Raw genomic sequence first — 26,230 nt, 5'->3', positions numbered from 1 at the left:
CCCCGCCCCGACAGGCAGACGGCATAAGACGAATAACTCGCGCAGCGACGATTTTACCGCCGGGAGCCTGGGTTGCAAGGGAGGCGGCGGCGAGCCTCCCTTGCACGTTCACAGGTATCTGTGATTCAGAGAAGTGATACTGCTGAGGTGAACGGAACCCTGAGCAAGAATCACATATTCACCCTACATGCTTAACTGACAGGCATTAGGCTTTAGCGCCGCCTTTTTTACTTAGCTTGCCTGCGAAGAGGCATCATCTATGCCAGGTAACGGCTCAGGTAACTGAGGGGCAAAACCACGCAGCCCCACCACGTGAACGTGTTCGGCATTCTGGAAGACTTTACGCACCAGTTTGTAAGTTGTGCCTTTCTCCGGGCTGATGTTTTCCGGCGCTGCAATAATCAGCTGCATCTGCAAACGCTCGCACAGTTCAAACAGGGTTGCGATGGAGCGGGCATCGAGTCGTGCGGCTTCATCAAGGAACAACAGGCGGCATGGCGAGATATCTTTCCCACGCAGTCTGCGACCTTCATCTTCCCAGCTTTGTACAACCATCACGAGGATTGACATCCCGGTTCCGATCGCCTCCCCCGTGGACAACGCGCCCGATTCAGCACGTAACCAACCGTCAGAACCACGGTTAACCTCAACTTCCATTTCCAGGTAGTTGCGGTAATCCAGCAGTTCTTCACCAATGGTTTGTGGCGTACGCTGCCCCATGTCGATCTGCGGATTAAGACGCTGATACAACTTCGCCAGCGCTTCAGAGAAGGTCAGACGATTGCTGTTAAACAGGTCCTGATGCTGTTCATGCTGCTCGGACAGGACATCCAACAAAGTCGCGTGTGTTTCACGCACATTTACGTTCAGACGAACGCTGTTTACCTGACCGAACGACACGCTTTGCAGACCCTGGTTCAACATACGAATACGGTTCTGCTCACGCTGGATAGTCTTACGGATGATGTTCGCCACGCTTCGCGAGCTGATAGCCAGCTTCTGTTCACGGGAGGTTAACTCTTCCGTCAGACGGCTCAATTCAATCTCCATCTGCTCGATGGCTTCGACCGGATCGTCTGTACGGATGATATCCTGACGAATACGTTCACGCAGATGCTGGTAGACCGCCACGAAGAACTGGATTTTACGTTCTGGTCGCTTGGGATCTTCAGACATGCGCAGTACATCGCGCAGATGCTCGTTATCCGCCACCGCCAGGCGCAGCGCACCGAGCGCCTTATCCGACATCGAACGCAGTTCATCGCCGGAAAGATAAGCCAGCTCACGACGGTGCAGGCGACGTTCAACGCCGTTGTCTTTTACCATCCGCATCACGGCACACCAGCCGGCTTTCGCGGTCACCACTTGCTCACGCATTTCATGGTAATCGCGCTCAAGCTTGCGCAATCTGCGGGTCAGGTTTTCCATCTCTGCTTCGCAGAAGGTTAGCGCTTTTTCCAGTTGATTACGGCGAGCACGGTTATTACTAAGCTGCGCATGCAGTTCATCACGACGAATACGCGCACGTTCTTCCGCACCGCTATCAGCACGAACGCCGATATCCTGCAGTTCGCGTTGTAAATCGTTCAGCAGTTCTTTCTTGGTGTCATAAGAGCTTTTCAGCGAGGCCATGACCTGATTGTACTGGCTTAGCTGTGCGGCATGGCTGCGCAAAGCCTCACGAGCACGGGTACGTTCAGCCTCCGCGTGTTCCAGACGCTCACGCAGTTTCTCATTCAGATCGCTGTTACCGCTGAGCATTTCGGCGGAGTCGGAATAACTAAAATGCGCCCGACGCTGAACGACTTCAGTGAGTGCAAAGGCCTGCTGACGCGCATCACGCTGCATCTGCTGAGAATACGCGTAGTCTTCTTTCAGCTGTTCAAACTGCTCTGGGTCATTTTGCAGAACGGAAACCATCGGTTCCAGTTTGGCCAGCTGATTACCATGTTGTTGAATAAAACGCGCCGCTTCCTGAGCTTCATCCAGGCGTTCGCGAATTTCATCCACGCGATCGGCTAATGTGTCATCCGCAAGCAAATTTAAACGCGGCAGCAGACGGTTCAGGGCAGAAACACCTTCTTTCGCTTGTTCAAACTGCGTACGGCTTTGCTGGTTATCATTTTCATGGTTGGTGAGCGCACGTTCGAGCTCAACGCGACGGCTATTCAACTGACGAATTTCGGCTTCTGGATCGGCCTCAAACGCTACCGACAGATGGCTGCCGATAAAGCGACTAAATGCCTGATGCAGACGCTGTGTTTTCTGTACGTCGAATGAAAGTGTCGCAAAACGTTCAGACAGCCCCTCACGCTCAGCGTGCAGCGTTTCGATACGGCTTTCACGCGCGGCACGACCAAAAATCGGCACCGTTGGGAAGCGGGAGTAACGCCACTGGCGCTCGGCGGTTTTCACCACCACCGCTTTTTCAAGTTCATCGACGCTGAAGACGCTGTCATCAAACGACTGCGGGTCCCCTTCGATGAAGTAGAGGTCTTCCGGGCAATCCGTCAGCCCATCAAGTTGCTCAGTAATCAGCGACAGATCCGGCACCACGATAGCATGCCGCGAAGGGCCATACAGTGCAGAAAAGTACGGCGCATCTTCGAGGCTAACATCGTCATAAATTTCAGACAGCAGCACGCCGCCAAAACGCTCCGCCAGTGCGTTCAGGCGCTGATCTTCCGCCCCGCCCGGCTGGCTTAGACGTTCAATCTCTTCATCAACTGCATTTTTACGCGCGCCGACTTCATCGCGTTCAACAATGGCTTCACGCTCACGTTCCAGCAACTGTTGCAGATACTCCGTTACGTCCTGGCTGGACGTAAATTCTTCGCCGCACTGTTCACTCAGTTGGTTCAGGCTATTTTGCGCAGCCAGCCAGACCGGAGCTCGTTGCATCAAATGCTGAATACGGGATTGCAGCTGTTCCTGTTCCTGACGCAGTGCCATCCGCTGTTCGCTGGCAGACGATACGCTGTCAGACAAGGCGGCAATACGCGCTTCCAGCTCCTGATGCAGAGCCTCAAGCTCATCGATATCGAAATGCTTACCCTGACGTTTGCAGAATTCAGCCAGCAGACGCTCGGCTTCCTGCTGTTCGCGCAGACGCTGTTCCAGCTCGCTCAGACGCATGCGCAATGGCTGAACTTGTTCCGCCAGATGACGTTGTTCAACGCCTTCGCGCAGCAGCTCACGTGCGACGCTCCAGGCATCACCACGCGCCAATGGACCATTAATAGCCGCCACCAGCTGATAAGCCTGCTCGAACTGGCTGTGCGCAGTTTGCGCCACGCTCATTTTTTGTTCCAGCGTCAGCAACTTCTCGGTCGCTTCCTGCTCTTTGGCCTGGAAGGTTTCCAGCCATTCAGCGGCACTGTCTGCGGTGAGATCCGGTAAATGGCAAAGCTCTTTGGCTCGGCTCAGTGCCTGAATCGCCTGAGTATACTGGATGGCTCGCGTTTGCTGAACGTCCAGCGCTTGCTGGTAATCGGCCAACTGACTTTTCAGCTCATCCACTTCCAGCTCGGCAGCTTCCGCACGGGCTTCATTTTCATCCTGGCGATCGGCAGCTTCTGCCACGACTTCATTTTGTTCTTCGAGGCGAATCTGTAACTCTTCAAGATCCGCTTCGTAGCGTTCAATCTTTTCCTGCTGACGCAGCGCAGTTTGCACCAGATTGAGGTGATCGCTTGCCGCCTGATAATCGGCTTCAAGATCGCCTTCCGCACCGTTATGCTCACCCAGCTCGCGCGCCATATCCACGTGCTTATACTGCTCAGCCGCTAACTGTTGGCGCGAGGTGTACAGTTCACGGCGATATTCCAGCGCTTTGTCGAGGTGAATACGACGTTCATTCGCGTGGCGCATATAATCCGCTGCCACATAGTTAGTCGCTTCGCTGATCAAATGCTTAAACAGGTCACGATCTGACTGGGTGACGCGAATGGCTTCCAGCGTCATACGGTTTTCACGCAGCGCCGCTTCCATATCCTGGAACGCTTTACGCACGCCGCTGTTTTCTGGCAGCAGGTAATCACGCAGCGAGCGGGTAATGGCGCTGGAGATACCGCCGTACAGCGAGGCTTCAATCAGGCGATAGAATTTACTACGGTCGGACGCAGAGCGCAGACGACGGGCAATGATGCCCAAATCGAACATCAACGAGTGATAATCGGTGATTGAGTTAAACTGCTTAAACTGCACACCTTCCATCTCATCAAGCTTCTCTTTCAGCTCGGCGAGAGACAGAACGCGAGCCTGGCGTTCGTTCAGGGTTTCCGTAACCAGTTGGGTTGGTTGCACCGACATCGGCAACCCCTGAATCGCAAACGGTTTGATGTCCACTTTACGATCGCGCCCGGCAACCTGCTGCAGACGCACGCCGACGACCACACGCTGATGGCGCGAGTTGAGCACGTCAAGCATCGAGTAACAGACACCTGCTTTCAGCTTTCCGTGCAGACCTTTATCGCGTGAGCCGCTGGTTGCGCCGGCTTCGGTGGTATTACGAAAATGCAGCAGGGTTAAATCCGGGATAAGCGCTGTAACGAATGCCGCCATGGTGGTGGATTTACCCGCCCCGTTCCCACCCGACAGCGTGGTAACCAGCTCATCAAGGTCAAACGTACGAGCAAAAAAACCATTCCAGTTAATCAGCGTAAGTGAGCGAAATTTACCGCGTTCAATCATTATTCTTCCTCTCCACTGTCCGGCTGATTATCTTCTGGCTCATCATTGAGCTGCAGGTGGTTCTCGACCGACATCGCCTCACCATCACGAATTAAGCGACGCTGTGCTTCGCGTGGATCGTCGCCGCTACGCACATCCGCGCCAAAGCGGAACACAGACTCCGTAATACGGAATTTGCTGCTGTCGTGACCCATAAACCACACCATGCCTAAACGGCGCAGGCGGTTAAGTGAAGAGCGTACCTTTTCCTGTAGCTTCTGGCGGTCAACGTCTGAACCGGTTGAACGGTTGTTCACTAGCTTCAGCAATTTGGCTTCATCAGCCAGCGTTAGCAGCTCGTCGTACAGTTCTTGCTGGGTAAAGATCCCTTCATTCGCCAGACGTTCCGGGCTGAGATAGAGATAGCAAAGAATTTTACCGACCATCATGTCCAGTTCAGACAAGACCGAGCGCGGAATAAGCGTGGTTGAACGCGGACGTAGATAGAAGAACCCCTCCGGTGCACGAATCAATTCCACGTTATAGCGGCTGTAAAACTCTTCAAAATATTCCTGAAAATCCATCAGGAAGGCATGATTATCCAGTTCATCCAGGCCGATATGGCGGCCCGAACGTAAGGCGCTATCCAGCGCCGGAAATAACGGATTCGCCAGCGCCTGCGCCAGCTTGACCGGCATCACTTGTTCAATATTTGTCAATGACATGCGCCTGTACCTTGGCTCCGTAATCATTAATCGGCTGCCATTTGGCTGGCAGTCCGGTGAAGTCTGCTTGCGCTACGCCAAGGCGTACCGCCTGATCGATAACAATACGCGCAACGTCGAAGTGACGCGCACGTGGGTATTGCGCCAAATACTCGCGCACGACTAATCCGAGATCCAGTGGCGTTTGTCTGGATTTATAGATAGCCAACTGTTCTTCGATAATTGCCGCCAGCTGTTCGCGGATCTCGTTAAATTCTTCATATTCCAGATCGGCAGGCAACTCACCGGTGACTTCTTCATCACGCAGTACCATCTCTTCGTCACGCATATCCAGCAGACGATCGGCATTGGCATAGGTCAACGCCCACGGATCGTCAAAATAGCTCTGGACAGACTGACGTAAACGCTGTGCAAAGACGCGATTTTTATCCATATCAATAGCGGTACGGATAAACTTGTGCACGTGTCGATCGTAGCCGATCCACAAATCGATGGATTGCTGACCCCAACTGATAATACGGTCGAGCTTGCTTTGCAGGTCGAACACTAGCCTGTCGACGAAATGCAAATCGTCATGTGCCATCGTCGCGTCCTGAATGCGTAACAGGTTCGCCTGGAGCTTATCGCCTGCGGCTTCCAGCGTATCCTGCAGCTCACGCAGCGTACCAGACGTTTCAGACAGCAGCATTTCACAACTGGAAATTGCCGCCCGCCAGTCTTTGTTCAGCAACTGTGCGATATCGTCTTTTACCTGCTGCTGCTGCTCATCCATAATGCGCTGAGTCAAATCGATACTGTCGAAAATTTCCGCTACCGAATACTTCAATGGTGCATAGACATTGCGGTGCCAGTGGAATTCATCACCACCTTCCGCGGCGGCATCTGCCGCGCGCTTCAGCTCACCAGCAACAATCGACAACTGCATCGACAAACGCAATGTAGAGAATTCGCGCTGGCGGATATAGTAATCCGTGATGCCAATCCCCAGCGGCGTTAAACGATAAATAGCGTTACCTTCCGCCTGCTCGCTGGTAAAGCGGTTCAGCAGACGTTGACGTACCATGTCGTTAATCGCGTTATTGGCGCGAACACCGATGGTTTCGCTGGTTTGCTCAAACGCATCACTCACATGGCGGAACGCATCCACCAGTTCGCCTTCGCTCATCTCACCGTCAAGTCGCTCACCGTTCAGCGTGGCTACCGCCAGCAGGAACGAAAGTCTGTCTACCGGCAGAGAGATGGAGAAGTCATTTTTTCTGGCCCAGGCAACCAGTTCGGGGACTGTCTGGGAAAATTCACTCATAGGTTATCCTTGCATCTGCGGTTTGCGCGCGGTGACATGAATATAGCGGCCAAGGCTGATATACGGCTCCTGGCGGCAATAGCGCGTTTCTAACTCAAGTAACATTTCATAACCGTCACGCTGTTGATGCTTATCTCGCAGATAATCATGAAACACGCGTACGCCTGTCTTACCGGTTATCTGCCAACCGATCTCTTCCAGCCACTGATAAACCTGTCCTGGTTCACGCGGGTAGTCTGGTGAAAGCGTACGTTTTTTACGTTTTGGCATCCCAACCTGCACATAGTCAAAATTCCCTGCGACCATGTTGTGCATCAGCAGACCGTTAGCATTGTAGAACATTAACGATAACGCGCCGCCGGGACGCAATACCGACCACAGGGTTTGCAGCACGCAAACTGGTTCAGCCACCCATTCCAGCACAGCATGAAACAATATCAGATCAACCGGGCTTTCCAAATGCGCAGCAACATCCTGAGCGGCGCATTGTATGAAATGCATGTTTCCGCTCACACCTTTTGCCTCTGCTGCCTGCTGCGCACGGGCGATCATCTCACCGGACAGGTCGCATAATGTCACGAAGTGACCGCGCTCCGCCATTTTGATGGCCGTTTGCCCTTCGCCCCCCCCTGCATCCAGAATATGTAATTTCTGTTCACCGAGCGTGGGTAGTAAGCGATCCAAATCCTGCCAAAGAATAGCCTGTCTTAATTGGCCTTTAGTGGTGCCGTAAATGTTACGGGAAAACTTCTCTGCAATGTCATCAAAATTGCGATCCCGCATCGGGCTCTCCACAGGCTGGCTTTAGGGCAACTAAGTAAAACCGCTATTTTGTCACACCCACGCCGAGAATGAACCTTCCTGGTGTAATATCGCTGCAGATCCCCTGCTATATGGTTAAAAAAGGAACCAAAAAGGATGCTTTTTACGCTGAAGAAAGTGATTGGCGGTATGATGCTGCCGCTTCCGTTGATACTGCTTGTGATGGGCATCGGCCTGGGGTTGATCTGGTTTAGCCGCTTTCAGAAAACGGGGAAAGTGTGTATCAGCCTGAGTTGGCTCGCACTTTTACTGCTTAGCCTGCAACCTGTCGCCGATCGTCTGCTGAAACCGCTTGAGGACAGTTATCCTACCTGGCAGGATACACAAAAAGTGCACTACATCGTGGTGCTGGGTGGGGGGTACACCTGGAATCCGCAGTGGGCGCCGAGTTCTAACCTCATCAGTAATAGTCTTCCGCGTCTGAATGAAGGTATTCGTTTGTGGCGGGCGAATCCCGGATCGAAGCTGATTTTTACCGGCGCGGCCGCGAAAACCAATAACGTCAGCACGGCCGAAGTCGGTGCTCGCGTGGCGCAGTCGCTGGGCGTCCCCCGCAGCGAGATCATTACGCTGGATAAACCTAAAGATACCGAAGAAGAAGCGATTGCAGTAAAACAGGCTATTGGCGATGCGCCGTTCCTGCTGGTGACATCCGCATCGCACTTACCGCGTGCGATGATTTTCTTCCAGCAGGCCGGACTGCATCCTTTGCCTGCACCCGCCAATCAACTGGCCATCGATTCACCACTCAATCCGTGGGAGCGAGCAATTCCTTCGCCTGTCTGGCTGATGCATAGCGATCGGGTTGGTTACGAAACGTTAGGGCGCATCTGGCAGTGGCTGAAGGGATCGGAACATTGACAGGAATGCTGCCTGATGGCGACATTCACGCGTCTTATCAGGCCGGCGTGTTCAGCGCTCAATTGTAGGCCGGATAAGGCGCTCAGGCTGCCATCCGGCAATGCCGCAACCGGCTACTCAGGCGAGCCAGGGCAACAGAGATTTAGTCGCCAGATCAAAGTTAGAGCGGCTAAAACGTCCGGTATTGACCAGTTGCGCAACTTCATCCCACAACACGTATAGCCAGCGCCGCCAGATAAATGATTCCGCCACCGGCGCGCGTTGTAAATACTGCCACAACAGACTTTCCGCCAGCGCATTGTCCATCAAGCGGAACAATTCATACTCTCTCGGTGCCCACAGCATTAAGCCAGGTCCCACCATCGCCAGAAGCTGATCGCTACGGGCATCTTTGAGCATACTGCGTAAACTGAAATTACCGTGGATCAGTACGCAATTATCATTAAAACCTTCAAACAAGGCAGGTAAGCATTCTCGGGTACGAAACAAAATTCGCTTGTCCTGCATCGTCAGTCCGGTGTTGTTGAACTGGTTTAACGTGCTCCATAGCACTTCAACACGCTGCCGATACCAGGATGGCCAGAGATTCTCTTGCGTATTGTCCACCGCCCCCACACAGCCACGACTGTCCTGACGGTGCCACGACAGCAAGCCTTCCACGATCTGATCTTTTAAATGCTCCCAGCGTTCCGGGGTTCGGGCAGGCGCTTCTACCGGCACACCGCGTAAACGCTCAAGCAACAGGACATCAGGGCCGGGATGCTCTTCGTGCGTTAAGACCCCATAAATGACTGGCATACGCACCGTCCCGCTGCGTGCCAGCATGGTAGTTTTCCAGGCTAACTGCTGCGCCATCCCCGGTGTGGTGAAACTTCTCGCCATCAGTGGCATCGGATTTCCCTGGCTGTCATACAGTGACCACAGGGCCGTATCCACTTTTTCATTTACGCATTCAATACGACTGAGTTTTTCACCCAACAGATGGCTGAGTTCGGCACGCAACTGTTCCATTTCAGATTGCCCTCATAAATGCTACTGCTTTCATAATGAGCGTCGTGCAGACAGATGTCACCCGGATGAGATCAATTGATGAAAAGAAAAGTGGAGGAAAAGCGTAACGATACGATACGCCTCCCAAAAATACGCGTCATACTTCAAGCTGCAGGTGAGTAAAGCCTCCTGCAACTTAAATTATTCAGCGTATCTTGATGGAGAATCGTGAGAAAAACTAACGCATCTCAGCGCGAACACGCTCAAGATCTTCAGCGGTATCAACCCCTGTGCCAGGAACTTCCTTGGCAACGGCGACGTGAATTTTTTCGCCGTACCACAGCACACGCAGTTGCTCCAGCATTTCAATATGCTCAAGCGGGCTTGGCTGCCAGTTTACATAACGGCGAATAAATCCGGCGCGATAACCGTAAATGCCCAGGTGACGCAGGAAGGTATCGCCCACCGTTTCGAGGCTTTTGGCAAAACGGTCGCGATCCCATGGGATCGTCGCACGGGAAAAATAGAGTGCATAGCCTTCGGCATCCAGCACAACTTTTACCGCATTCGGATTAAACGCTTCTTCCGCGCTATGAATGGGGGCTGCCAGCGTCGCCATTCCAACCTGACGTTGCGCCAGATTTTCTGCCACCTGACGAATAATGACCGCCGGGATCATCGGCTCATCACCCTGTACGTTCACGATAACGGTATCATCGCTAAAACCACATTTTTCGACAACTTCCGCCAGTCGCTCCGTGCCAGACTGGTGATCGGCGCGGGTCATGCACACTTCGCCACCCACCGCTTCTACCGCACGAGCGACATCTTCATGATCGGTGGCAACAATAATACGCTCAGCGCCAGATTCACGCGCTCGCTCCAGCACATGCACAATCATGGGCTTGCCGTTGATATCCAGCAGCGGCTTACCCGGCAAACGCGTGGATGCATAACGCGCAGGAATAATGACCACAAAACTCATGATTTACTCTCATCAGTTGTCAGAACACGGGCTTCGGTTTCCAGCAAAACGGGAATGCCATCGCGCAGTGGGAAAGCAAGGTTATCCAGTTTACAAATCAGTTCCTGTTTTTCCTGGTTAAACCAGAGTTTTCCATTGCATACCGGGCAGGCAATGATTTCAAGCAGACGATGATCCATAGTTCCTCCAGATGGACCGGATTGTGAATCCGTAAATATTAACATAATCAATTAAGAGGCTGGGTCTATTTCCCAACCGTGCCGAGAGTCAGCAAATAAACCGTCCGGGCAATTCCCCAATGTCACTCGCGACGCCTGCTGCCAGCGAGCAAAATCACTGATGGCCTGGAGCAAGCCTTTTTGCAGCGTCACCCCGGGCCTAACGCCATCCTGTAACCACAGTGAAATGACTTCCAGCACAGCGGTTTTACGGTGCATTTTGGCATCTATACGTCCAACCAACTGGCCGCGATGCAGCAGAGGTAAGACAAAATAGCCGTACTGACGTTTGGCCGCTGGCGTATAGCATTCCAGTCTGTAGCTAAAATCAAACAGCTGTTCAGCCCGTTTACGATCCCAGACCACCGGGTCAAACGGGGATAAAACAGCGCTGTGAGTGGCAGTCAACTTTCCTGCCAGAGCAAGTTCCAGTTGCGGCTGAAGGTTGCTATGCAGCCACAGGGTGCCCAGCCCTTCTACATCAACAGGATTTATATGTCGCTGTTCCCTCCGCATATCGCACCAGTTTTTTAACGCCGGGCGTTTCAGTCGATAGTAGTCCGACAACCACTGCTCACGGAAGATACCCAAACTACGAGCGCTATTATCCAGCATCACAATTTCGGCTTCATCCTGCGACAGCCAGTCACGCTCGTCATCCCAATGAGGCATGACGCGATGCGTTAAATCATACACTCGCTGAAAATTACGCCGCTCCACCACCATCACTTTCCCGGATGTAAAAAGCCCTTCCAGATGACGCTTATGCGGCTTCCATTCCCACCAGCCGCTGGAGCCCTTACGAGGATGCTCAAAATCGGCTGAACGAACCGGCCCGTTATGTTGGATGTGCTGGAGCAGTTGCTCAATTTCATGTGCATGTTCTTTCATCCACGCCGCTTTGTATTTCCAGCCCATTTTTTCCGGGGCCAGCATGCGGTGGCGTATCAGCGTAAAGTCGCTGCGCGGTAAAAAACAGGCTTCATGCGCCCAGTACTCCATCAGTTCACCCTGCAGTAAGGCGTCATCGAGCCATTGGGGGGAATAGTCACCCAAACGGCTAAACAGCACCAGATAGGGACTGCGCGCGACAATATTGATGGTATCGATTTGCAATAGGGACATGCGAGAAATGGTCGCCAGAATATCCGCCGGCGTTGCCCGACGACGTGTTTTTTTCAGCAGACCTTGTGCAGCAAGGTGAAGATGACGGGCATCCGTCAAAGAAAGGTGCGGCAACGACATTTATGGCCTCATAAATGATCCGCTGCCGCAGCTTGAATCGGTTAGCGAGTCAGCGAGATTAAGCTATCCAGCAACGCATCAGGCCGTTCGCCTGACAGATGTGCGTCAACGGGTAAATACCACCAGTTATCATCGGAAAATGCGCGGCATTTGACGGCATCTTTTTCCGTCATCACCAGCGTTTGTCCTTCGGCTACCAACGCACTGACGTCACTGTAGGTCAGAGACTGATGGTCCGCCAGTGCGACACATTTTTGTGGCCTTGCACCACATGCCTCAAGCGTGGCAAAAAAACGGGGTGGGTGGCCGATACCCGCCATGGCGACAATATCAGGAAGTTGCGCGACATCGCGGCGTTCACCGGTACGTAAATTAACGGCCAGTCCCGGCTCAAGATGCATGGGAATTTCACCCGGTCGCGCAACGCCGCCATTAACGATCGTGGCATCCACCGATTTCAGCCGACCAGCACGCTCACGCATTGGACCCGCAGGAAGCCACCAGCCGTTACCAAACCGACGCACACCGTCAATCACCACGATTTCAACATCACGAGCCAGACGATAGTGCTGTAACCCATCGTCCGTCACAATGATCTGCACATCATGATGAGCAAGGATCGCTTTTACCGCATCCGATCTTACCGGAGATACCGCTACGGGTACGCCGGTACGTTGAAAGATAAGCACAGGCTCATCACCCGCTTCTGCAGTAGTGGTGTCTGCCGTTAGCAATAGCGGATAAGTCGCTGCTTTCCCGCCATAGCCACGGGACACTACGCCCACACGAATACCGCGTTGCTGCAGCTGTTCAACCAGCCAGATGACTACCGGTGTTTTACCATTGCCGCCTGCGGTCAGATTACCGACTATCACCACCGGTACTGGCGCACGCCATGCACGTTTAAGCCCAAGCTTGTAGCATAGACGAATCCCGCCACTCACCAGACCATACAGCCAGGAAAGTGGCAGTAATAATCGCCATAACGGCGATTCACCGGACCAGATACGTGCGATCATTGACCAAATTGCATTTTATGTAATTGTGCATAAACCCCACGCTGCTCAAGCAGTTCGCTATGAGTTCCGCGCTCAACAATCAGCCCGTCTTCCACCACGATGATCTCGTCTGCCTGTTCAATGGTAGAAAGGCGGTGGGCAATAACCAGAGAAGTACGGTTTTTCTGTAGCTCATCAAGTGCAGACTGAATCGCGCGTTCAGATTCGGTATCCAGCGCCGACGTAGCTTCATCGAGGATAAGGATCGGACTGTCGCGCAGCAAAGCGCGAGCAATGGCGATACGCTGGCGCTGACCACCTGAAAGCAGCACGCCGTTTTCGCCAATCACCGTATCCAGACCATCATCCATCTTGTTGATGAAATCCATGGCGTAGGCCATCTGTGCGGCTTTTTCGATCTGCTCACGGCTATACATATCGGTACGCGCATAGGCGATATTGTTGGCAACCGTATCGTTGAACAGGTGAACGTTCTGCGATACCAGCGCCACCTGATCGCGCAGAGATGACAGGGTGTATTCACGCAGGTCGTGCCCATCCATTAGAATCTGCCCTTCATCAATATCGTAGAAGCGCGTGATCAGGCTGGCAATAGTAGATTTACCAGAACCGGAACGTCCAACCAGGGCAACGGTTTTGCCCGCCGGAATATTCAGGTTGATGTTACGTAACGCAGGAATGTCACGGCCCGGGTAGGTAAAGGTGACATTACGGAACTCCAGATCGCCGGAAGCGCGCTCAATGACGCGTTTACCTTCATCTTTCTCTTGTTCGCTATCCAGAATCGTAAATAAGGTCTGGCATGCAGCCATACCGCGCTGGAACTGTGCATTGACGTTAGTCAGTGATTTCAGCGGACGCATCAGTGCGATCATTGAAGAGAAGACAACGGTAATTGTCCCTGCCGTCAGGTTTTCCATCACGCTTGGGAAACTGGCCGCATATAACACGAAAGCCAGAGCCAGAGAAGCGATCAACTGGATGATAGGATCGGAGATAGAAGAGGCAGAAACCATCTTCATCCCCTGCAAACGCATCTTGTTGCTGACTTTATCAAAACGCTTGGTTTCAACTTCCTGACCACCAAAAATCAACACTTCTTTGTGGCCTTTCAGCATCTGCTCTGCACTGGTGGTAACCTGCCCCATGGTGTTTTGCATGTTTTTACTGATGTTACGAAAACGCTTGGAGACCACGCGAATGGCCACCGACACGATAGGTGCCAGCACAATCAGGATCAATGACAGCTGCCAACTGTAGTAGAACATCATGATAAACAGGCCAATAATTGAGGCCCCTTCACGTACCACAGTGATCAATGCGCCGGAAGACGAAGACGCGACCTGCTCTGAATCATAGGTAATACGAGACAGCAGCGTACCGGTGGACTGTTTATCAAAAAAGGCGACAGGCATGCCCATCATATGACCAAACAGGCGGCGGCGCATGGTCATGACCACTTTGCCTGACACCCATGAAATACAGTAGCTGGAGACATAGCTCGTAATACCACGAACTATCATCAGCCCAATGACCACCAGCGGCATCCACAGCAGCACAGAGCGATCAGTTTTACCAAAACCATCATCCAGTAATGGCTTGAGGAGCGATAACATGAAGGTATCGCTGGCCGCGTTAAGGACTAACGCTATACCCGCCACGATCAGACCCGATTTAAAAGGCGCTATGGTTGGCCATAGTCGGCGAAACGTCTGCCACGTAGAGAGATCTTTATCGTTATGCATTCAAAAAACCAGCATTTGTTAGAATAGCCGCATATTCTACCCGTTATCCTCCAACACGCCAAACCACTGATGATACCAACGGGGTAAAATCTGATCCCGTAAGCTGCGTATTCGCCAACTTTTTTGATAAATATCCAGCGTGATTTGCCCCTGGTGGGGTGTGTCCAGCCACTGGTAATTTTGTTGCCGGTAACGCTGCCGGACTTTCCATGACGGTAGACGCCAGGCATTGTAGCGGGATGCAGAGGCTATTGCGGCCTGTCCACCAATGCGTTGAACTAGCGCCAATGAGGATGACGTGTTACTCCCATGGTGTGGAACCTGCACAAACGTAGCCTGCAGATGCTGCCAGTAGTGACTTAGCATTTTTTGTTCAGCTGGGGATTCAATATCACCTGTCAGAAGAATACTCTGATGTCCGTCATCCACCTTTACCACACAGGAATGGTTATTCCCCTGCTCTTTATTTCCACTGACTGGCCAATGTGCGCTAAATGTTAATCCCTGCCACTGCCAGCGTTCCCCGCGAAAACAAGGGAGATGACCTTTCCAGCCCAACGGACTTCTAATCCACAGCGACGGCCAGGCTTGCTGTAGTGATTGCAACCCTCCCCGGTGATCCAAATGTTCGTGGCTTAGAATTACCCCTTGCGGTTCCAGGTTGTGCCAACGTAGCCAGGGAATGATCAACTGCTGCGCACTATCGCCCTCTGGCCAGGCCAATCCGGTATCATAGAGAATCGCTTTACCATTACGGACAATCACCATTGCCAGTCCCTGCCCTACATCCAGCATATGGACCTGCCACAAATCAGCGCGGGGTGTTCTCCAGAATGGTCCACTCAATAACAAAAGTCCGGTAAAACAGGCAACCGGTAGCGTTTTCCATGCTTTTAATCGCCATACAATAAGCGTCAGCCATGGGGACAGCGCAAGCCATTGCCAACGTCCATCAATGTTGATCCATCCTTCCGGTAAGCTATTGAGTCCCCAAAATAACAGTGCCAGAGAACGGTCAGCGAAATACCACAACCCCGCCTCAATCATCACCTGACCGGTTAAATGCACGACCATTCCCGCTAATATCAGGGGAACTGAAACAAATGTGACCAGCGGTACCGCAAATAAATTGGCCAGGAATGAGGTCAGGCTAATACCGTGAAATAATGCGATTTGGACAGGCAGAAGCAGCACCGTAATACCCAACTGAAGATGAGCAAGCGCCAGTACTGCACGCCCGATACGCGGGAGGGACCAGTACGGCATCGGCATCCACTGATACCAGAATATCAGCGCCGCTACGGCGAAAGCAGACAACCACAGGCTTTGTGAAAGCACCGCGACCGGATCCACTACCACAATTGCTGCCAGGCAGGTAATCCAGACTGCCCAGCCACTCCACTGCCTGCCGCTTAGTTTTAGTCCCCCCCATACCATTAGCGCGGTGACCGTGCGTAATGCCGGTGGCTGCAGCCCCGTCAGCCAGGCATAAAATACAGCGCAGAGCACACCTCCGACTAGCGGAGCCTGCCAGCAGATCCAGCGTGCCGGCATAAAAAATTGTCCACCGCGTATCAGTCCGCCAGCGAGGAGTGCGGCAAAAGCAATATGCAGCCCGGAAATAGCCATCAAATGTGCTGTTCCGGTATCACGCATTATTTTTTTTACCGCCTGCGATACAGACAAACGTTCCCCCATCCCTAACCCCAGTATGACTTGCTGCCAGGGATAGGCGGCAAGCGTGGTTTTTAGCGAGGAGAGATAACGTGCACGCAGACTGCATTGCGGCGTAATCACTGAGGCCTGCAGAAAACGCCCCGTCAGCGGCTGATGCTGTGCCAATGCATAGCGCTGGCTATCAAAGCCACCTTCATTCAGTTGCCCATGCACAGCGCGAACTTTCAGCGTCATCGCCCATGACTGACCTGCGCAAACATCGCCGGGTAAGTACTGCCCATACAGTACGACGCCAACGGTAGGAAATATCCGTCTCCCCTGAAGGTGTGTAATATGACCGTAGTGCGTGGTCATATTGTCGGTCCCGGTTATTTGAACGATAGCCTGCTGCGTTTTGGCCGGGAGCGTATCCCCAGCCCAGATAACCTCTTTCGCTGCCAGTATTCCCCACAGGAAAAACAGCAGGACTAATCCGACGTAATGCATATATCGATGAGGAATGAGACAAAGCAGACACGCCAGACCAAATACAAAGCTGACACACAGCATGTCAGGTAATACGGGTAATACCGTCAGCGGGAGAATGCCGCATAACGCACACGTACTGATTGTTGTTATTTTCATATGACACCTCCCTGTGACAGAGAGTGTGCAGGACAACTCAGCAGATGTCTGGCAACTATTTACCGGTAAACGAGGTGCATTCCGCTGTTATTTAACTGCAGATGTAACATACAACCAGGTTGGGAGAGCGATTCCAGTACAGAGAGGTAAAAATGAAAAAAGCACCCATACAGGTGCTTTTCTCGGAGCTAAGTCTTGCTGAGGACTTAACCGTAAATATTGGCGCGATCGCGCAGTTCTTTACCCGGTTTAAAGTGCGGAACATATTTTCCTTCCAGATCCACTTTATCGCCAGTCTTCGGATTACGTCCGGTGCGTGGTGCGCGGTAATGCAAAGAAAAACTACCGAAACCGCGGATTTCAATACGCTCGCCCTGCGCAAGAGTCGAGGCCATATGTTCCAGCATCTCTTTTACTGCATCTTCAACCGCTTTCGCGGGAATATGAGGTTGCTGGGTTGCAAGTCTTTCAATCAATTCTGACTTGGTCATGATTCCTCCGGTTCCTTAAAGGCAAAATTAGCTGCTGCATTGATTAAGGGCGGCCGTAGCCGCCCTTTGTCATTGATTACAGGACGAATCCTGTAATCTGTCAAGCTACTCGTCACCCTTTGTGCTGTTAATAGCACAAAGGATTATACCCGTCATACTTCAAGCTGCATGTGCGTTGGCTACGCTCGTTCACCCCAATCACTTACTGAAGTAAGCTCCTGGGGATTCGCTCCCTTGCCGCCTTCCTGCAACTCGAATTATTTAGGGTATAGAGTACTCGATATTACTCGCCTTTAGCTGCTTTGAAAGCTTCAGCCATTGCGTTGTTAGAGAAGTTTGCATCTTCCTGTTTGTTAACAGTTGCGATTGCATCTTTCTCATCAGCTTCGTCTTTAGCACGAACAGACAGGCTGATTGCACGGTTCTTACGATCAACGCCGGTGAATTTAGCTTCAACGTCGTCGCCTACGCTCAGAACCAGAGTTGCATCTTCAACGCGGTCGCGGGAAGCTTCAGAAGCGCGCAGGTAACCTTCAACGCCGTCAGCCAGTTCTACGGTTGCGCCTTTAGCGTCAACTGCAGTGACTTTACCGTTTACGATTGCGCCTTTCTTGTTCAGTGCAACCCAGTTGTTGAACGGATCTTCTGCGAGCTGTTTAACGCCCAGAGAGATACGCTCACGTTCTGCATCAACCTGCAGAACAACTGCTGCGATTTCGTCGCCTTTTTTGTATTCACGTACTGCTTCTTCGCCTGCAACGTTCCAGGAGATGTCAGACAGGTGAACCAGGCCGTCGATGCCGCCGTCCAGGCCGATGAAGATACCGAAGTCAGTGATAGACTTGATTTTACCTTCAACACGGTCGCCCTTGTTGTGGGTTTCCGCGAACTGCTGCCATGGGTTGTTTTTGCACTGCTTCAGACCCAGGGAGATACGACGACGTTCTTCGTCGATATCCAGAACCATAACTTCCACTACATCGCCAACGTTAACAACTTTGGACGGGTGGATGTTTTTGTTGGTCCAATCCATTTCGGAAACGTGAACCAGGCCTTCAACGCCTTCTTCGATTTCAACGAAGCAGCCGTAGTCGGTCAGGTTGGTCACGCGGCCAGTCAGTTTGGTACCTTCCGGATAACGCTTAGCGATAGCTACCCATGGATCTTCGCCCAGCTGTTTCAGGCCCAGAGATACACGAGTACGCTCGCGGTCGAACTTCAGCACTTTAACAGTGATTTCGTCGCCAACGTTTACGATTTCGCTCGGATGCTTAACGCGTTTCCATGCCATGTCGGTGATGTGCAGCAGGCCGTCAACGCCACCCAGATCAACGAATGCACCGTAGTCAGTGAGGTTCTTAACGATACCTTTAACTTCCATGCCTTCCTGCAGGTTTTCCAGCAGCTGATCGCGTTCTGCGCTGTTTTCGGATTCGATAACGGCACGACGGGAAACAACAACGTTGTTACGCTTCTGATCCAGCTTGATGACTTTGAATTCAAGCTCTTTGCCTTCCAGGTGCAGCGTGTCGCGGACCGGACGAACGTCTACCAGGGAACCCGGCAGGAACGCGCGAATACCATTCAGCTCAACAGTGAAGCCACCCTTGACTTTGCCATTGATAACACCAGTAACGGTTGCAGCTTCTTCGTAAGCTTTTTCCAGCGTGATCCAAGCTTCGTGACGTTTAGCTTTTTCACGGGACAGCAGGGTTTCACCGAAGCCGTCTTCTACTGCATCCAGAGCAACGTCAACTTCGTCACCAACCTGGATTTCCAGCTCGCCCTGGGCGTTTTTGAACTGCTCTGCCGGAATGGCGGACTCAGATTTCAGACCGGCGTCAACCAGTACTACGTCTTTGTCGATAGCAACAACAACACCACGAACGATGGAACCCGGACGGGTTTCGATTTCTTTTAAGGATTCTTCAAACAGTTGAGCAAAAGATTCAGTCATGTTTAATCTTCAGGTTTCATATTTAACGTCCACCTGGCTCCATGCCGGATGGGGTTGTTTAACATACCCGCTGTCAATCCATTGCAACGGGGGTACTGCAAATTCGGTCGCACTTATGCGAGAGCCAGTTTTTGGCGCGCGTATTGTAACGCTTTTTCAATCACTTGCTCAATGCTTAATCGGGTTGAATCCAAAACTAAAGCATCAGCAGCGGGAACCAGCGGCGCTACAGCACGGTTGCGATCACGATCATCGCGTTCTTCGATCTCGGCCAAAAGGCGTTCAAAGTTAACACTAAAGCCCTTCTCCTGCAACTGTAGCATACGTCGATGCGCACGTTCTTGCGAGGAGGCGTCCAGAAAAATTTTTACTGGTGCATCAGGGAATACCACCGTGCCCATATCGCGTCCGTCAGCGATCAGGCCAGGTGCTTCGCGGAAGGCACGTTGGCGGCGCAAAAGCGCTTCGCGCACACGGGGAAATGCAGCCACCTGGGATGCGGCATTTGCCACTTCCTGAGTGCGGATTTCACCACTGACATCTTCGCCTTCCAGAATAACTTCCAGATTGCCGTCTGTTGAGATAAAACGCACATCCAGATGCGATGCAAGCGGTACCAGAGCATCTTCAGAAGTCACATCAACATGATGATGCAACGCCGCAAGAGCCAGTACACGGTAGATCGCGCCTGAATCTAACAGATGCCACTGCAATGCTTCCGCCATTGCCTTGCACAAGGTGCCTTTACCTGCACCACTTGGGCCATCAATGGTAATAACCGGGGCAATTGCCGTCATCTTTTTCTCCTTAAACAGGCATACGTTAACGTGAACGCCGCGCATTATACGCGCCAACGTCTACGAACGTTATCTTTGTGTGAAAAATACAGACTCATTGAAGCTGAGTGTAGAATAAATGGGCAATCGGAGATGACGGAATGTGCCGCACCCGAAGATGCGGCAATAAAGTCAGGCAGGTGTGCTGATACGGGCCAGTTGTTCGAAGTAATCCGGGAAGGTTTTCGCGGTACATTTCGGGTCAAGAATGGTAACCGGTGTGTCAGACAGCGCCACCAGCGAGAAACACATCGCCATACGGTGATCGTTATAGGTCGCAATATCCGCAAACTGCAGCTTAACCGGCGGAGTGATACGGATAAAATCATGCCCCTCTTCAACTTCCGCACCCACTTTCCGTAGCTCGGTTGCCATAGCAAACAGACGGTCAGTCTCTTTGACACGCCAGTTGTAAATGTTCCGTAAAGTCGTTGTGCCCTTTGCAAACAGCGCGGCGGTCGCAATGGTCATTGCCGCATCAGGAATATGATTCATATCCATATCAACAGCGTTCAACTCACCGCGAGTACAGGCAATAAAATCATCACCCCATGTCACGGTCGCGCCCATTTTTTCCAGCACATCGGCAAAGCGAATATCACCCTGCATGCTATGACGCCCAATTCCGGTAACCTTCACCGTACCGCCTTTGATCGCACCGGCCGCGAGAAAGTACGAGGCCGATGAAGCATCGCCTTCTACCAGATAAGCGCCCGGAGACTGGTATTGTTGGTTGCCTTGTACGACAAAACGCTGGTAGTTCTGGTTTTCAATGTCAACACCAAACGTTTTCATCAGGTTCAGCGTGATGTCGATGTACGGTTTTGACACCAGATCGCCTTTAATCGCGATCGTCGTATCCTGCGGTGCCAGCGGTGCCGTCATCAGCAGCGCGGTCAGGAACTGGCTGGAAACGCTGCCGTCTACCTCAACCTGTCCTCCGTCGAAGCCACCACGCAGACGTAAAGGCGGATAGTTTTCCTGCTCCAGGTATTCAATATTCGCTCCGCCCTGGCGCAGCGCATCAACCAGATGGCCAATCGGGCGCTCTTTCATGCGCGGTTCACCCGTCAACACGATATCATTGCTGCCCAGGCACAGAGCGGCGGCCAGCGGGCGCATTGCGGTTCCGGCGTTACCAAGGAACAGCTCTACAGCACCTTCGGCATGCAGCGGACCACCATTCCCCGTAATTTCACAGCGGGTACGATCGGCCGAAAGGGTATAGCTAATCCCCAACGCATTCAGCGCATTCAGCATATGGCGGACATCATCACTGTCCAGCAGGTTTGTCAGGACAGTAGTGCCATTTGCTAATGCAGCCAGCAGCAAAGCGCGGTTAGAAACACTTTTGGATCCAGGCAGATTGATGGTGCCATCCACCCGCGCAATGGGTTGTAACGTCAGGGATTCCATGAAACTCAACTCTCAAAAACAGACATAAAAACCCCACAGGCTGGCTGTGGGGATGAAAAGTACAGCAGATTAGCCGCGGCGACGCTCGAAATCGACCATGAAATCGGTCAGTGCTTTTACGCCTTCCAGCGGCATAGCGTTATAGATTGAAGCCCGCATTCCGCCAACCACACGGTGTCCCTTCAGTGCATGCAGACCCGCAGCAAACGACTCTTCCAGGAAGAGTTTATCGAGCGCGCTGTCAGCCAACTGGAACGGTACGTTCATGCGTGAACGGTTCGACTTCGCCACATCGTTGCGGTAGAAATCGCTGTTATCAATCACGCCGTACAGCAGTTCTGCTTTTTGCTGGTTAATTTTATCCATTGCACTGACACCGCCCTGTTTTTTCAGCCATTTAAAGACCAGGCCTGACAGATACCAGGCAAAGGTCGGTGGCGTGTTAAACATGGAGTCGTTGTCATTCAGTACGGTATAGTCAAGGATCGACGGGCAAGACACGTGGGCTTTACCCAGTAAATCTTCACGTACGATGACAATGGTCAGCCCCGCAGGGCCAATATTTTTCTGCGCACCCGCGTAGATAACGCCATAGCGGCTAACATCAAGCGGCGCGGAAAGAATGGTAGAAGACAGATCCGCCGTGACGACCACATTGCTGGCAAAATTCGGCGTTTCATCAATCGCGATACCGTCGATGGTTTCGTTCGGGCAATAGTGCAGATACGCCGCGTTGTCAGAAAGCTGCCATTCGCTCATCGGCTTAACAGCGCGCAAGCCGTCAACGGTGACTTTGGCATCAATAACGTTTGGCGTGCAGTACTTTTTCGCTTCTTTAATCGCGCTGGCGGCCCAATAACCGGCATCGACGTAATCCGCGGTGGTTTTATCACCCAGAATATTTAACGGGATACCCGCGAACTGCCCGCGACCACCGCCATGGCAGAACAACACTTTATAGTTGGAGGGGATACTGAGAAGATCGCGAAAATCCTGCTCCGCTTCCTCTGCAACCTGGATGAACTCTTTGCCTCGGTGGCTAATTTCCATCACCGACGTGCCAAGACCGTTCCAGTCACAAAGATCCTGTTGAGCCAGTTTAAGTACTTCCGCCGGAAGCATTGCCGGACCTGAACTAAAATTGAAGACCTGAGCCATTTCCCCTCACCACGTTGTGTTGTTATCCATCCAATCAACATCCTGTCGTTTACGATAATTCCTGTGACAGACATTGGGTATAAGTTATTCCTGTGGATATCGGTTTTATCATTCAGTGACACGCGCCGCAATGGGTAAAACTGACCAGGACCAAAATGAGCGATACGTCACACAACAGAATCTATCGGATTGACGGATAAAAACCGAGATTTTCGCTATCAGGAGGCGCATTTTGCCCAGCCGACCTTCGACCATTCTGGTTTTGCATGGCGCAGAGAGACATAAAGAAAGAAGCCCCCTACCCGTCAGCAGATAGTCCGCAGACATTCGACTGAACACGCTACGGTGTGAATCAAAGGCTTTATTTACGCCGAGGCTCCGGCGGCGATAGCGCCATTCATTGAAAACCCGTATCATTGCGCGCTTTCCGTACGACAAAAGTGATTTTCATGACGCAAACATTTATCCCCGGCAAAGATGCCGCACTGGAAGATTCCATCGCTCGCTTCCAGCAAAAATTACTCGACCTCGGTTTTCAAATTGAAGAAGCCTCATGGTTGAATCCCGTTCCTAACGTCTGGTCTGTACATATTCGCGACAAAGAATGCGCGCTGTGCTTTACCAACGGTAAAGGTGCGACGAAAAAAGCGGCGCTGGCTTCCGCACTGGGCGAATATTTTGAGCGTCTGTCCACGAATTACTTCTTTGCGGATTTCTGGCTGGGCGAAACCATCGCTAACGGCCCGTTCGTACATTACCCGAACGAAAAATGGTTCCCACTGACTGAAGATGATGACGTACCTGAAGGTTTGCTGGATGCGCGTCTGCGTGCATTCTACGATCCAGACAATGAACTGACCGGTAGCATGCTTATCGATCTGCAATCCGGCAATGAAGAACGCGGCGTTTGTGGCCTGCCGTTTACCCGTCAGTCAGATAATCAGACCGTTTACATTCCGATGAACATTATCGGTAACCTGTACGTATCTAACGGTATGTCTGCGGGTAACACACCGAATGAAGCCCGCGTTCAGGGGCTGTCTGAAGTTTTTGAGCGCTATGTGAAGAACCGCATTATCGCGGAAAGCATCAGCCTGCCGGAAATTCCGGCCGAAGTGATGGCGCGTTACCCGGCAGTCGTTGAATCCATTGCAAAGCTGGAGGCCGAAGGATTTCCAATCTTCGCGTACGACGGCTCGCTGGGCGGCAAATACCCGGTTATCTGCGTTGTACTGTTCAACCCGGCTAACGGTACCTGTTTTGCCTCTTTCGGTGCGCACCCGGATTTCGGTGTTGCACTGGAGCGTACCGTCACTGAGCTGTTGCAGGGCCGTGGTCTGAAAGATCTTGATGTCTTCACCCCCCCAACCTTCGACGATGAAGAAGTGGCTGAGCACACTAACCTCGAAACGCACTTCATCGATTCCAGCGGTCTGATCTCCTGGGATCTGTTCAAGCAGGATGCCGATTACCCGTTCGTTGACTGGAATTTCTCCGGTACAACGGAAGAAGAGTTTGCAACCCTGATGACCATCTTCAAAGCGGAAGATAAAGAAGTCTACATCGCCGACTACGAGCATCTGAGCGTTTACGCTTGCCGCATTATCGTTCCGGGTATGTCTGACATCTACCCAGCAGAAGATTTGTGGTTAGCCAACAACAGCATGGGCGCGCATCTGCGCGACACTATTCTGTCTCTGCCGGGTAGCGAATGGGAAAAAGAAGACTACCTCAACCTGCTCGCACAGCTGGATGAAGAAGGGTTTGACGACTTCACTCGCGTACGTGAGCTGCTGGGTTTGGCGACCGGTGCGGATAATGGCTGGTATACCCTGCGCATTGGCGAACTCAAAGTAATGCTGGCTCTGGCGGGTGGTGACCTTGAGCAGGCACTGATCTGGACGGAATGGACAATGGAATTTAACGCATCCGTCTTTAGTGCTGAACGCGCAAACTATTACCGTTGCCTGCAAACTCTGCTGCTGTTGTCACAAGAAGAGGACCGCCAGCCGCTGCAGTATCTTAACGCATTTGTTCGTATGTACGGTGCAGAGGCAGTTGAAGCAGCAAGTGCAGCAATGAGCGGAGAAGCGCCATTCTACGGATTACAAACAGTTGATAGCGATCTGCAGGCTTTCCCGGCACATCAGTCTCTGCTGAAAGCCTATGAGAAGCTGCAACGCGCGAAAGCAGCGCACTGGTCAAAATAGTGGCAAACAGCCTATGTTGAGTAGGCTAAACGTATTGTCTGGGCTATATTACGGGGCGCTTTAAGCGCCCTGTTTTTTTATTTTTGTCTACTCAAAAATAAATGTAAAAGCAAGGTTAAATATTAGTAGTTGATATTAAAAATTTTGGTTTATTAATGTCGCTATTTATCTCAATTACTCCATTTTAATTAACCGTCCAACTGGAGGCATAAAGAAAAAATTCAACTCACTTTATAATTTTTAAAATTTATTTTTATATGGATAATCAATAAGTTACACCGTAATCGCATAAAAACCATGCGTCTTGCGGGCCTATAAGCCAGGCGAGATATGATCTATATCAAATTCTCATCTATAATGCTTTGTTAGTATCTCGTCGCCGACTTAATAAAGAGAGAGTTAGTGTGAAAGCTGACAACCCTTTTGATCTTATACTTCCTGCTGCTATGGCCAAAGTTGCCGAAGAAGCAGGCGTCTATAAAGCAACGAAACATCCGCTTAAGACGTTCTATCTGGCAATTACTGCGGGTGTGTTCATTTCAATTGCCTTTGTTTTCTATATCACTGCCACTACCGGTACCGGCACAATGCCTTTCGGCATGGCAAAGTTGGTGGGTGGTATCTGCTTTTCCCTGGGGCTGATTCTTTGCGTTGTCTGCGGCGCTGATCTCTTCACTTCAACTGTACTGATTGTCGTCGCTAAAGCCAGTGGTCGTATTACCTGGGGTCAGTTAGCGAAGAACTGGCTTAACGTTTATGTCGGTAACCTGATTGGTGCGCTGATCTTTGTGTTACTCATGTGGCTTTCTGGCGAGTATATGACCGCCAACGGCGCGTGGGGACTCAACGTCCTGCAAACTGCCGACCACAAAGTGCACCATACTTTTGTTGAAGCTGTAAGCCTTGGTATTCTGGCTAACCTAATGGTGTGTCTGGCCGTCTGGATGAGCTACTCTGGCCGCAGCCTGATGGACAAAGCGTTTATCATGGTATTACCGGTCGCAATGTTTGTTGCCAGCGGTTTTGAGCACAGTATCGCAAACATGTTTATGATCCCTATGGGTATCGTAATACGCGATTTCGCCACCCCGGAATTCTGGACCGCTGTCGGTTCTTCTCCGGAGAATTTTTCTCACCTGACCGTGATGAATTTCATCACCGATAACCTGATTCCGGTTACGATCGGTAACATTATCGGCGGCGGTTTGTTGGTCGGGTTGACATACTGGGTCATTTACCTGCGTGGTAACGATCATCATTAATCTGTTGATGCTCAT

19 protein-coding genes are annotated in these 26,230 nt (G+C 51.8%); 3 read left to right on the top strand and 16 right to left on the bottom strand.

Going from position 1 to position 26,230, the window contains the following annotated elements:
- Window positions 1–231: 231 nt before the first annotated feature.
- Genes mukB through cmoM form a run of 4 tightly spaced genes read right to left on the bottom strand, consistent with a single transcriptional unit; the run spans window position 232 to window position 7,482 of the window.
- The gene (gene mukB / locus QMN38_RS08780; RefSeq protein WP_323604853.1) at window positions 232–4,692 is read right to left on the bottom strand and encodes a chromosome partition protein MukB; all 4,461 of its coding nucleotides are present in this window, start codon (window positions 4,690–4,692) and stop codon (window positions 232–234) included.
- Window positions 4,692–5,396 (bottom strand): chromosome partition protein MukE, encoded by a 705-nt coding sequence (mukE, locus tag QMN38_RS08775; protein WP_137382828.1) that lies wholly within the window; start codon window positions 5,394–5,396, stop codon window positions 4,692–4,694. Before mukE ends, mukB begins: the two co-directional genes overlap by 1 nt.
- A complete protein-coding gene (gene mukF / locus QMN38_RS08770) occupies window positions 5,377–6,699 on the bottom strand; it encodes a chromosome partition protein MukF (protein WP_048212134.1) in 1,323 nt (440 codons plus the stop codon). Before mukF ends, mukE begins: the two co-directional genes overlap by 20 nt.
- 3 nt (window positions 6,700–6,702) lie before the next feature.
- Window positions 6,703–7,482 carry a tRNA uridine 5-oxyacetic acid(34) methyltransferase CmoM gene (cmoM, locus tag QMN38_RS08765; RefSeq protein WP_040231810.1) on the bottom strand — a complete coding sequence of 260 codons (780 nt, stop codon included), beginning with the start codon at window positions 7,480–7,482 and terminating at the stop codon, window positions 6,703–6,705.
- Between the two features lie 135 nt (window positions 7,483–7,617).
- Here cmoM and elyC point away from each other — a divergent pair, with 135 nt between their 5' ends.
- Window positions 7,618–8,382: an envelope biogenesis factor ElyC gene (gene elyC, locus QMN38_RS08760; protein ID WP_271440650.1), complete on the top strand. Its 765-nt coding sequence runs from the start codon at window positions 7,618–7,620 to the stop codon at window positions 8,380–8,382.
- Between the two features lie 117 nt (window positions 8,383–8,499).
- Here elyC and QMN38_RS08755 read toward each other — a convergent pair whose 3' ends face one another.
- The 12 genes from QMN38_RS08755 to serC form a co-directional block, all read right to left on the bottom strand.
- Complete coding sequence (locus QMN38_RS08755) at window positions 8,500–9,393, bottom strand: YcbJ family phosphotransferase (protein ID WP_137382824.1); 894 nt, start codon at window positions 9,391–9,393, stop codon at window positions 8,500–8,502.
- Between the two features lie 217 nt (window positions 9,394–9,610).
- On the bottom strand, window positions 9,611–10,357 hold the full coding sequence (kdsB, locus tag QMN38_RS08750; protein WP_016152452.1) for a 3-deoxy-manno-octulosonate cytidylyltransferase: 747 nt from the start codon (window positions 10,355–10,357) through the stop codon (window positions 9,611–9,613).
- On the bottom strand, window positions 10,354–10,536 hold the full coding sequence (gene ycaR, locus QMN38_RS08745) for a protein YcaR (protein ID WP_323604852.1): 183 nt from the start codon (window positions 10,534–10,536) through the stop codon (window positions 10,354–10,356). Before ycaR ends, kdsB begins: the two co-directional genes overlap by 4 nt.
- 51 nt (window positions 10,537–10,587) lie before the next feature.
- Window positions 10,588–11,820: a winged helix-turn-helix domain-containing protein gene (locus QMN38_RS08740; protein WP_323604851.1), complete on the bottom strand. Its 1,233-nt coding sequence runs from the start codon at window positions 11,818–11,820 to the stop codon at window positions 10,588–10,590.
- A gap of 41 nt (window positions 11,821–11,861) precedes the next feature.
- On the bottom strand, window positions 11,862–12,839 hold the full coding sequence (gene lpxK / locus QMN38_RS08735) for a tetraacyldisaccharide 4'-kinase (protein WP_323604850.1): 978 nt from the start codon (window positions 12,837–12,839) through the stop codon (window positions 11,862–11,864).
- Window positions 12,836–14,584 (bottom strand): lipid A ABC transporter ATP-binding protein/permease MsbA, encoded by a 1,749-nt coding sequence (gene msbA, locus QMN38_RS08730; protein WP_271449315.1) that lies wholly within the window; start codon window positions 14,582–14,584, stop codon window positions 12,836–12,838. The genes lpxK and msbA overlap by 4 nt, the downstream gene beginning before the upstream one ends.
- A gap of 36 nt (window positions 14,585–14,620) precedes the next feature.
- Window positions 14,621–16,885, bottom strand: a complete 2,265-nt coding sequence (locus tag QMN38_RS08725; RefSeq protein WP_323604849.1) for a ComEC family protein — start codon at window positions 16,883–16,885, stop codon at window positions 14,621–14,623.
- Between the two features lie 206 nt (window positions 16,886–17,091).
- Window positions 17,092–17,376, bottom strand: a complete 285-nt coding sequence (gene ihfB, locus QMN38_RS08720) for an integration host factor subunit beta (protein WP_003035780.1) — start codon at window positions 17,374–17,376, stop codon at window positions 17,092–17,094.
- 283 nt (window positions 17,377–17,659) lie between these two features.
- The gene (gene rpsA / locus QMN38_RS08715; protein ID WP_003035776.1) at window positions 17,660–19,333 is read right to left on the bottom strand and encodes a 30S ribosomal protein S1; all 1,674 of its coding nucleotides are present in this window, start codon (window positions 19,331–19,333) and stop codon (window positions 17,660–17,662) included.
- Window positions 19,334–19,446: 113 nt separating this feature from the next.
- Window positions 19,447–20,130, bottom strand: a complete 684-nt coding sequence (gene cmk / locus QMN38_RS08710; protein WP_137382818.1) for a (d)CMP kinase — start codon at window positions 20,128–20,130, stop codon at window positions 19,447–19,449.
- A gap of 171 nt (window positions 20,131–20,301) precedes the next feature.
- The gene (aroA, locus tag QMN38_RS08705; protein WP_323604848.1) at window positions 20,302–21,585 is read right to left on the bottom strand and encodes a 3-phosphoshikimate 1-carboxyvinyltransferase; all 1,284 of its coding nucleotides are present in this window, start codon (window positions 21,583–21,585) and stop codon (window positions 20,302–20,304) included.
- A gap of 69 nt (window positions 21,586–21,654) precedes the next feature.
- Window positions 21,655–22,743 (bottom strand): 3-phosphoserine/phosphohydroxythreonine transaminase, encoded by a 1,089-nt coding sequence (gene serC / locus QMN38_RS08700; RefSeq protein WP_137382816.1) that lies wholly within the window; start codon window positions 22,741–22,743, stop codon window positions 21,655–21,657.
- A gap of 449 nt (window positions 22,744–23,192) precedes the next feature.
- Here serC and ycaO point away from each other — a divergent pair, with 449 nt between their 5' ends.
- Together ycaO and focA are read left to right on the top strand one after the other, a co-directional pair.
- Window positions 23,193–24,953, top strand: coding sequence for a 30S ribosomal protein S12 methylthiotransferase accessory factor YcaO (gene ycaO, locus QMN38_RS08695; RefSeq protein WP_271449311.1), 1,761 nt, complete (start codon window positions 23,193–23,195; stop codon window positions 24,951–24,953).
- 404 nt (window positions 24,954–25,357) lie between these two features.
- On the top strand, window positions 25,358–26,215 hold the full coding sequence (gene focA / locus QMN38_RS08690) for a formate transporter FocA (RefSeq protein WP_003831909.1): 858 nt from the start codon (window positions 25,358–25,360) through the stop codon (window positions 26,213–26,215).
- Window positions 26,216–26,230 lie beyond the last annotated feature (15 nt).

The organism is Citrobacter sp. R-1.5.2 (assembly GCF_035064245.1).
Taxonomy (GTDB): domain Bacteria; phylum Pseudomonadota; class Gammaproteobacteria; order Enterobacterales; family Enterobacteriaceae; genus Citrobacter.
This window is presented reverse-complemented; position numbering and strand designations above follow the sequence as displayed.

Excerpts from the sequence above, each read along its gene's own strand:
- lpxK (WP_323604850.1), bottom strand. The coding sequence starts at position 12,839 with ATGATCGCACGTATCTGGTCCGGTGAATCGCCGTTATGGCGATTATTA.
- QMN38_RS08740 (WP_323604851.1), bottom strand. The coding sequence starts at position 11,820 with ATGTCGTTGCCGCACCTTTCTTTGACGGATGCCCGTCATCTTCACCTT.
- msbA (WP_271449315.1), bottom strand. The coding sequence starts at position 14,584 with ATGCATAACGATAAAGATCTCTCTACGTGGCAGACGTTTCGCCGACTA.
- ycaO (WP_271449311.1), top strand. The coding sequence starts at position 23,193 with ATGACGCAAACATTTATCCCCGGCAAAGATGCCGCACTGGAAGATTCC.
- mukE (WP_137382828.1), bottom strand. The coding sequence starts at position 5,396 with ATGTCATTGACAAATATTGAACAAGTGATGCCGGTCAAGCTGGCGCAG.
- elyC (WP_271440650.1), top strand. The coding sequence starts at position 7,618 with ATGCTTTTTACGCTGAAGAAAGTGATTGGCGGTATGATGCTGCCGCTT.
- ihfB (WP_003035780.1), bottom strand. The coding sequence starts at position 17,376 with ATGACCAAGTCAGAATTGATTGAAAGACTTGCAACCCAGCAACCTCAT.
- mukB (WP_323604853.1), bottom strand. The coding sequence starts at position 4,692 with ATGATTGAACGCGGTAAATTTCGCTCACTTACGCTGATTAACTGGAAT.
- cmoM (WP_040231810.1), bottom strand. The coding sequence starts at position 7,482 with ATGCGGGATCGCAATTTTGATGACATTGCAGAGAAGTTTTCCCGTAAC.
- serC (WP_137382816.1), bottom strand. The coding sequence starts at position 22,743 with ATGGCTCAGGTCTTCAATTTTAGTTCAGGTCCGGCAATGCTTCCGGCG.
- kdsB (WP_016152452.1), bottom strand. The coding sequence starts at position 10,357 with ATGAGTTTTGTGGTCATTATTCCTGCGCGTTATGCATCCACGCGTTTG.
- QMN38_RS08725 (WP_323604849.1), bottom strand. The coding sequence starts at position 16,885 with ATGAAAATAACAACAATCAGTACGTGTGCGTTATGCGGCATTCTCCCG.
- ycaR (WP_323604852.1), bottom strand. The coding sequence starts at position 10,536 with ATGGATCATCGTCTGCTTGAAATCATTGCCTGCCCGGTATGCAATGGA.
- mukF (WP_048212134.1), bottom strand. The coding sequence starts at position 6,699 with ATGAGTGAATTTTCCCAGACAGTCCCCGAACTGGTTGCCTGGGCCAGA.
- cmk (WP_137382818.1), bottom strand. The coding sequence starts at position 20,130 with ATGACGGCAATTGCCCCGGTTATTACCATTGATGGCCCAAGTGGTGCA.
- aroA (WP_323604848.1), bottom strand. The coding sequence starts at position 21,585 with ATGGAATCCCTGACGTTACAACCCATTGCGCGGGTGGATGGCACCATC.
- rpsA (WP_003035776.1), bottom strand. The coding sequence starts at position 19,333 with ATGACTGAATCTTTTGCTCAACTGTTTGAAGAATCCTTAAAAGAAATC.
- QMN38_RS08755 (WP_137382824.1), bottom strand. The coding sequence starts at position 9,393 with ATGGAACAGTTGCGTGCCGAACTCAGCCATCTGTTGGGTGAAAAACTC.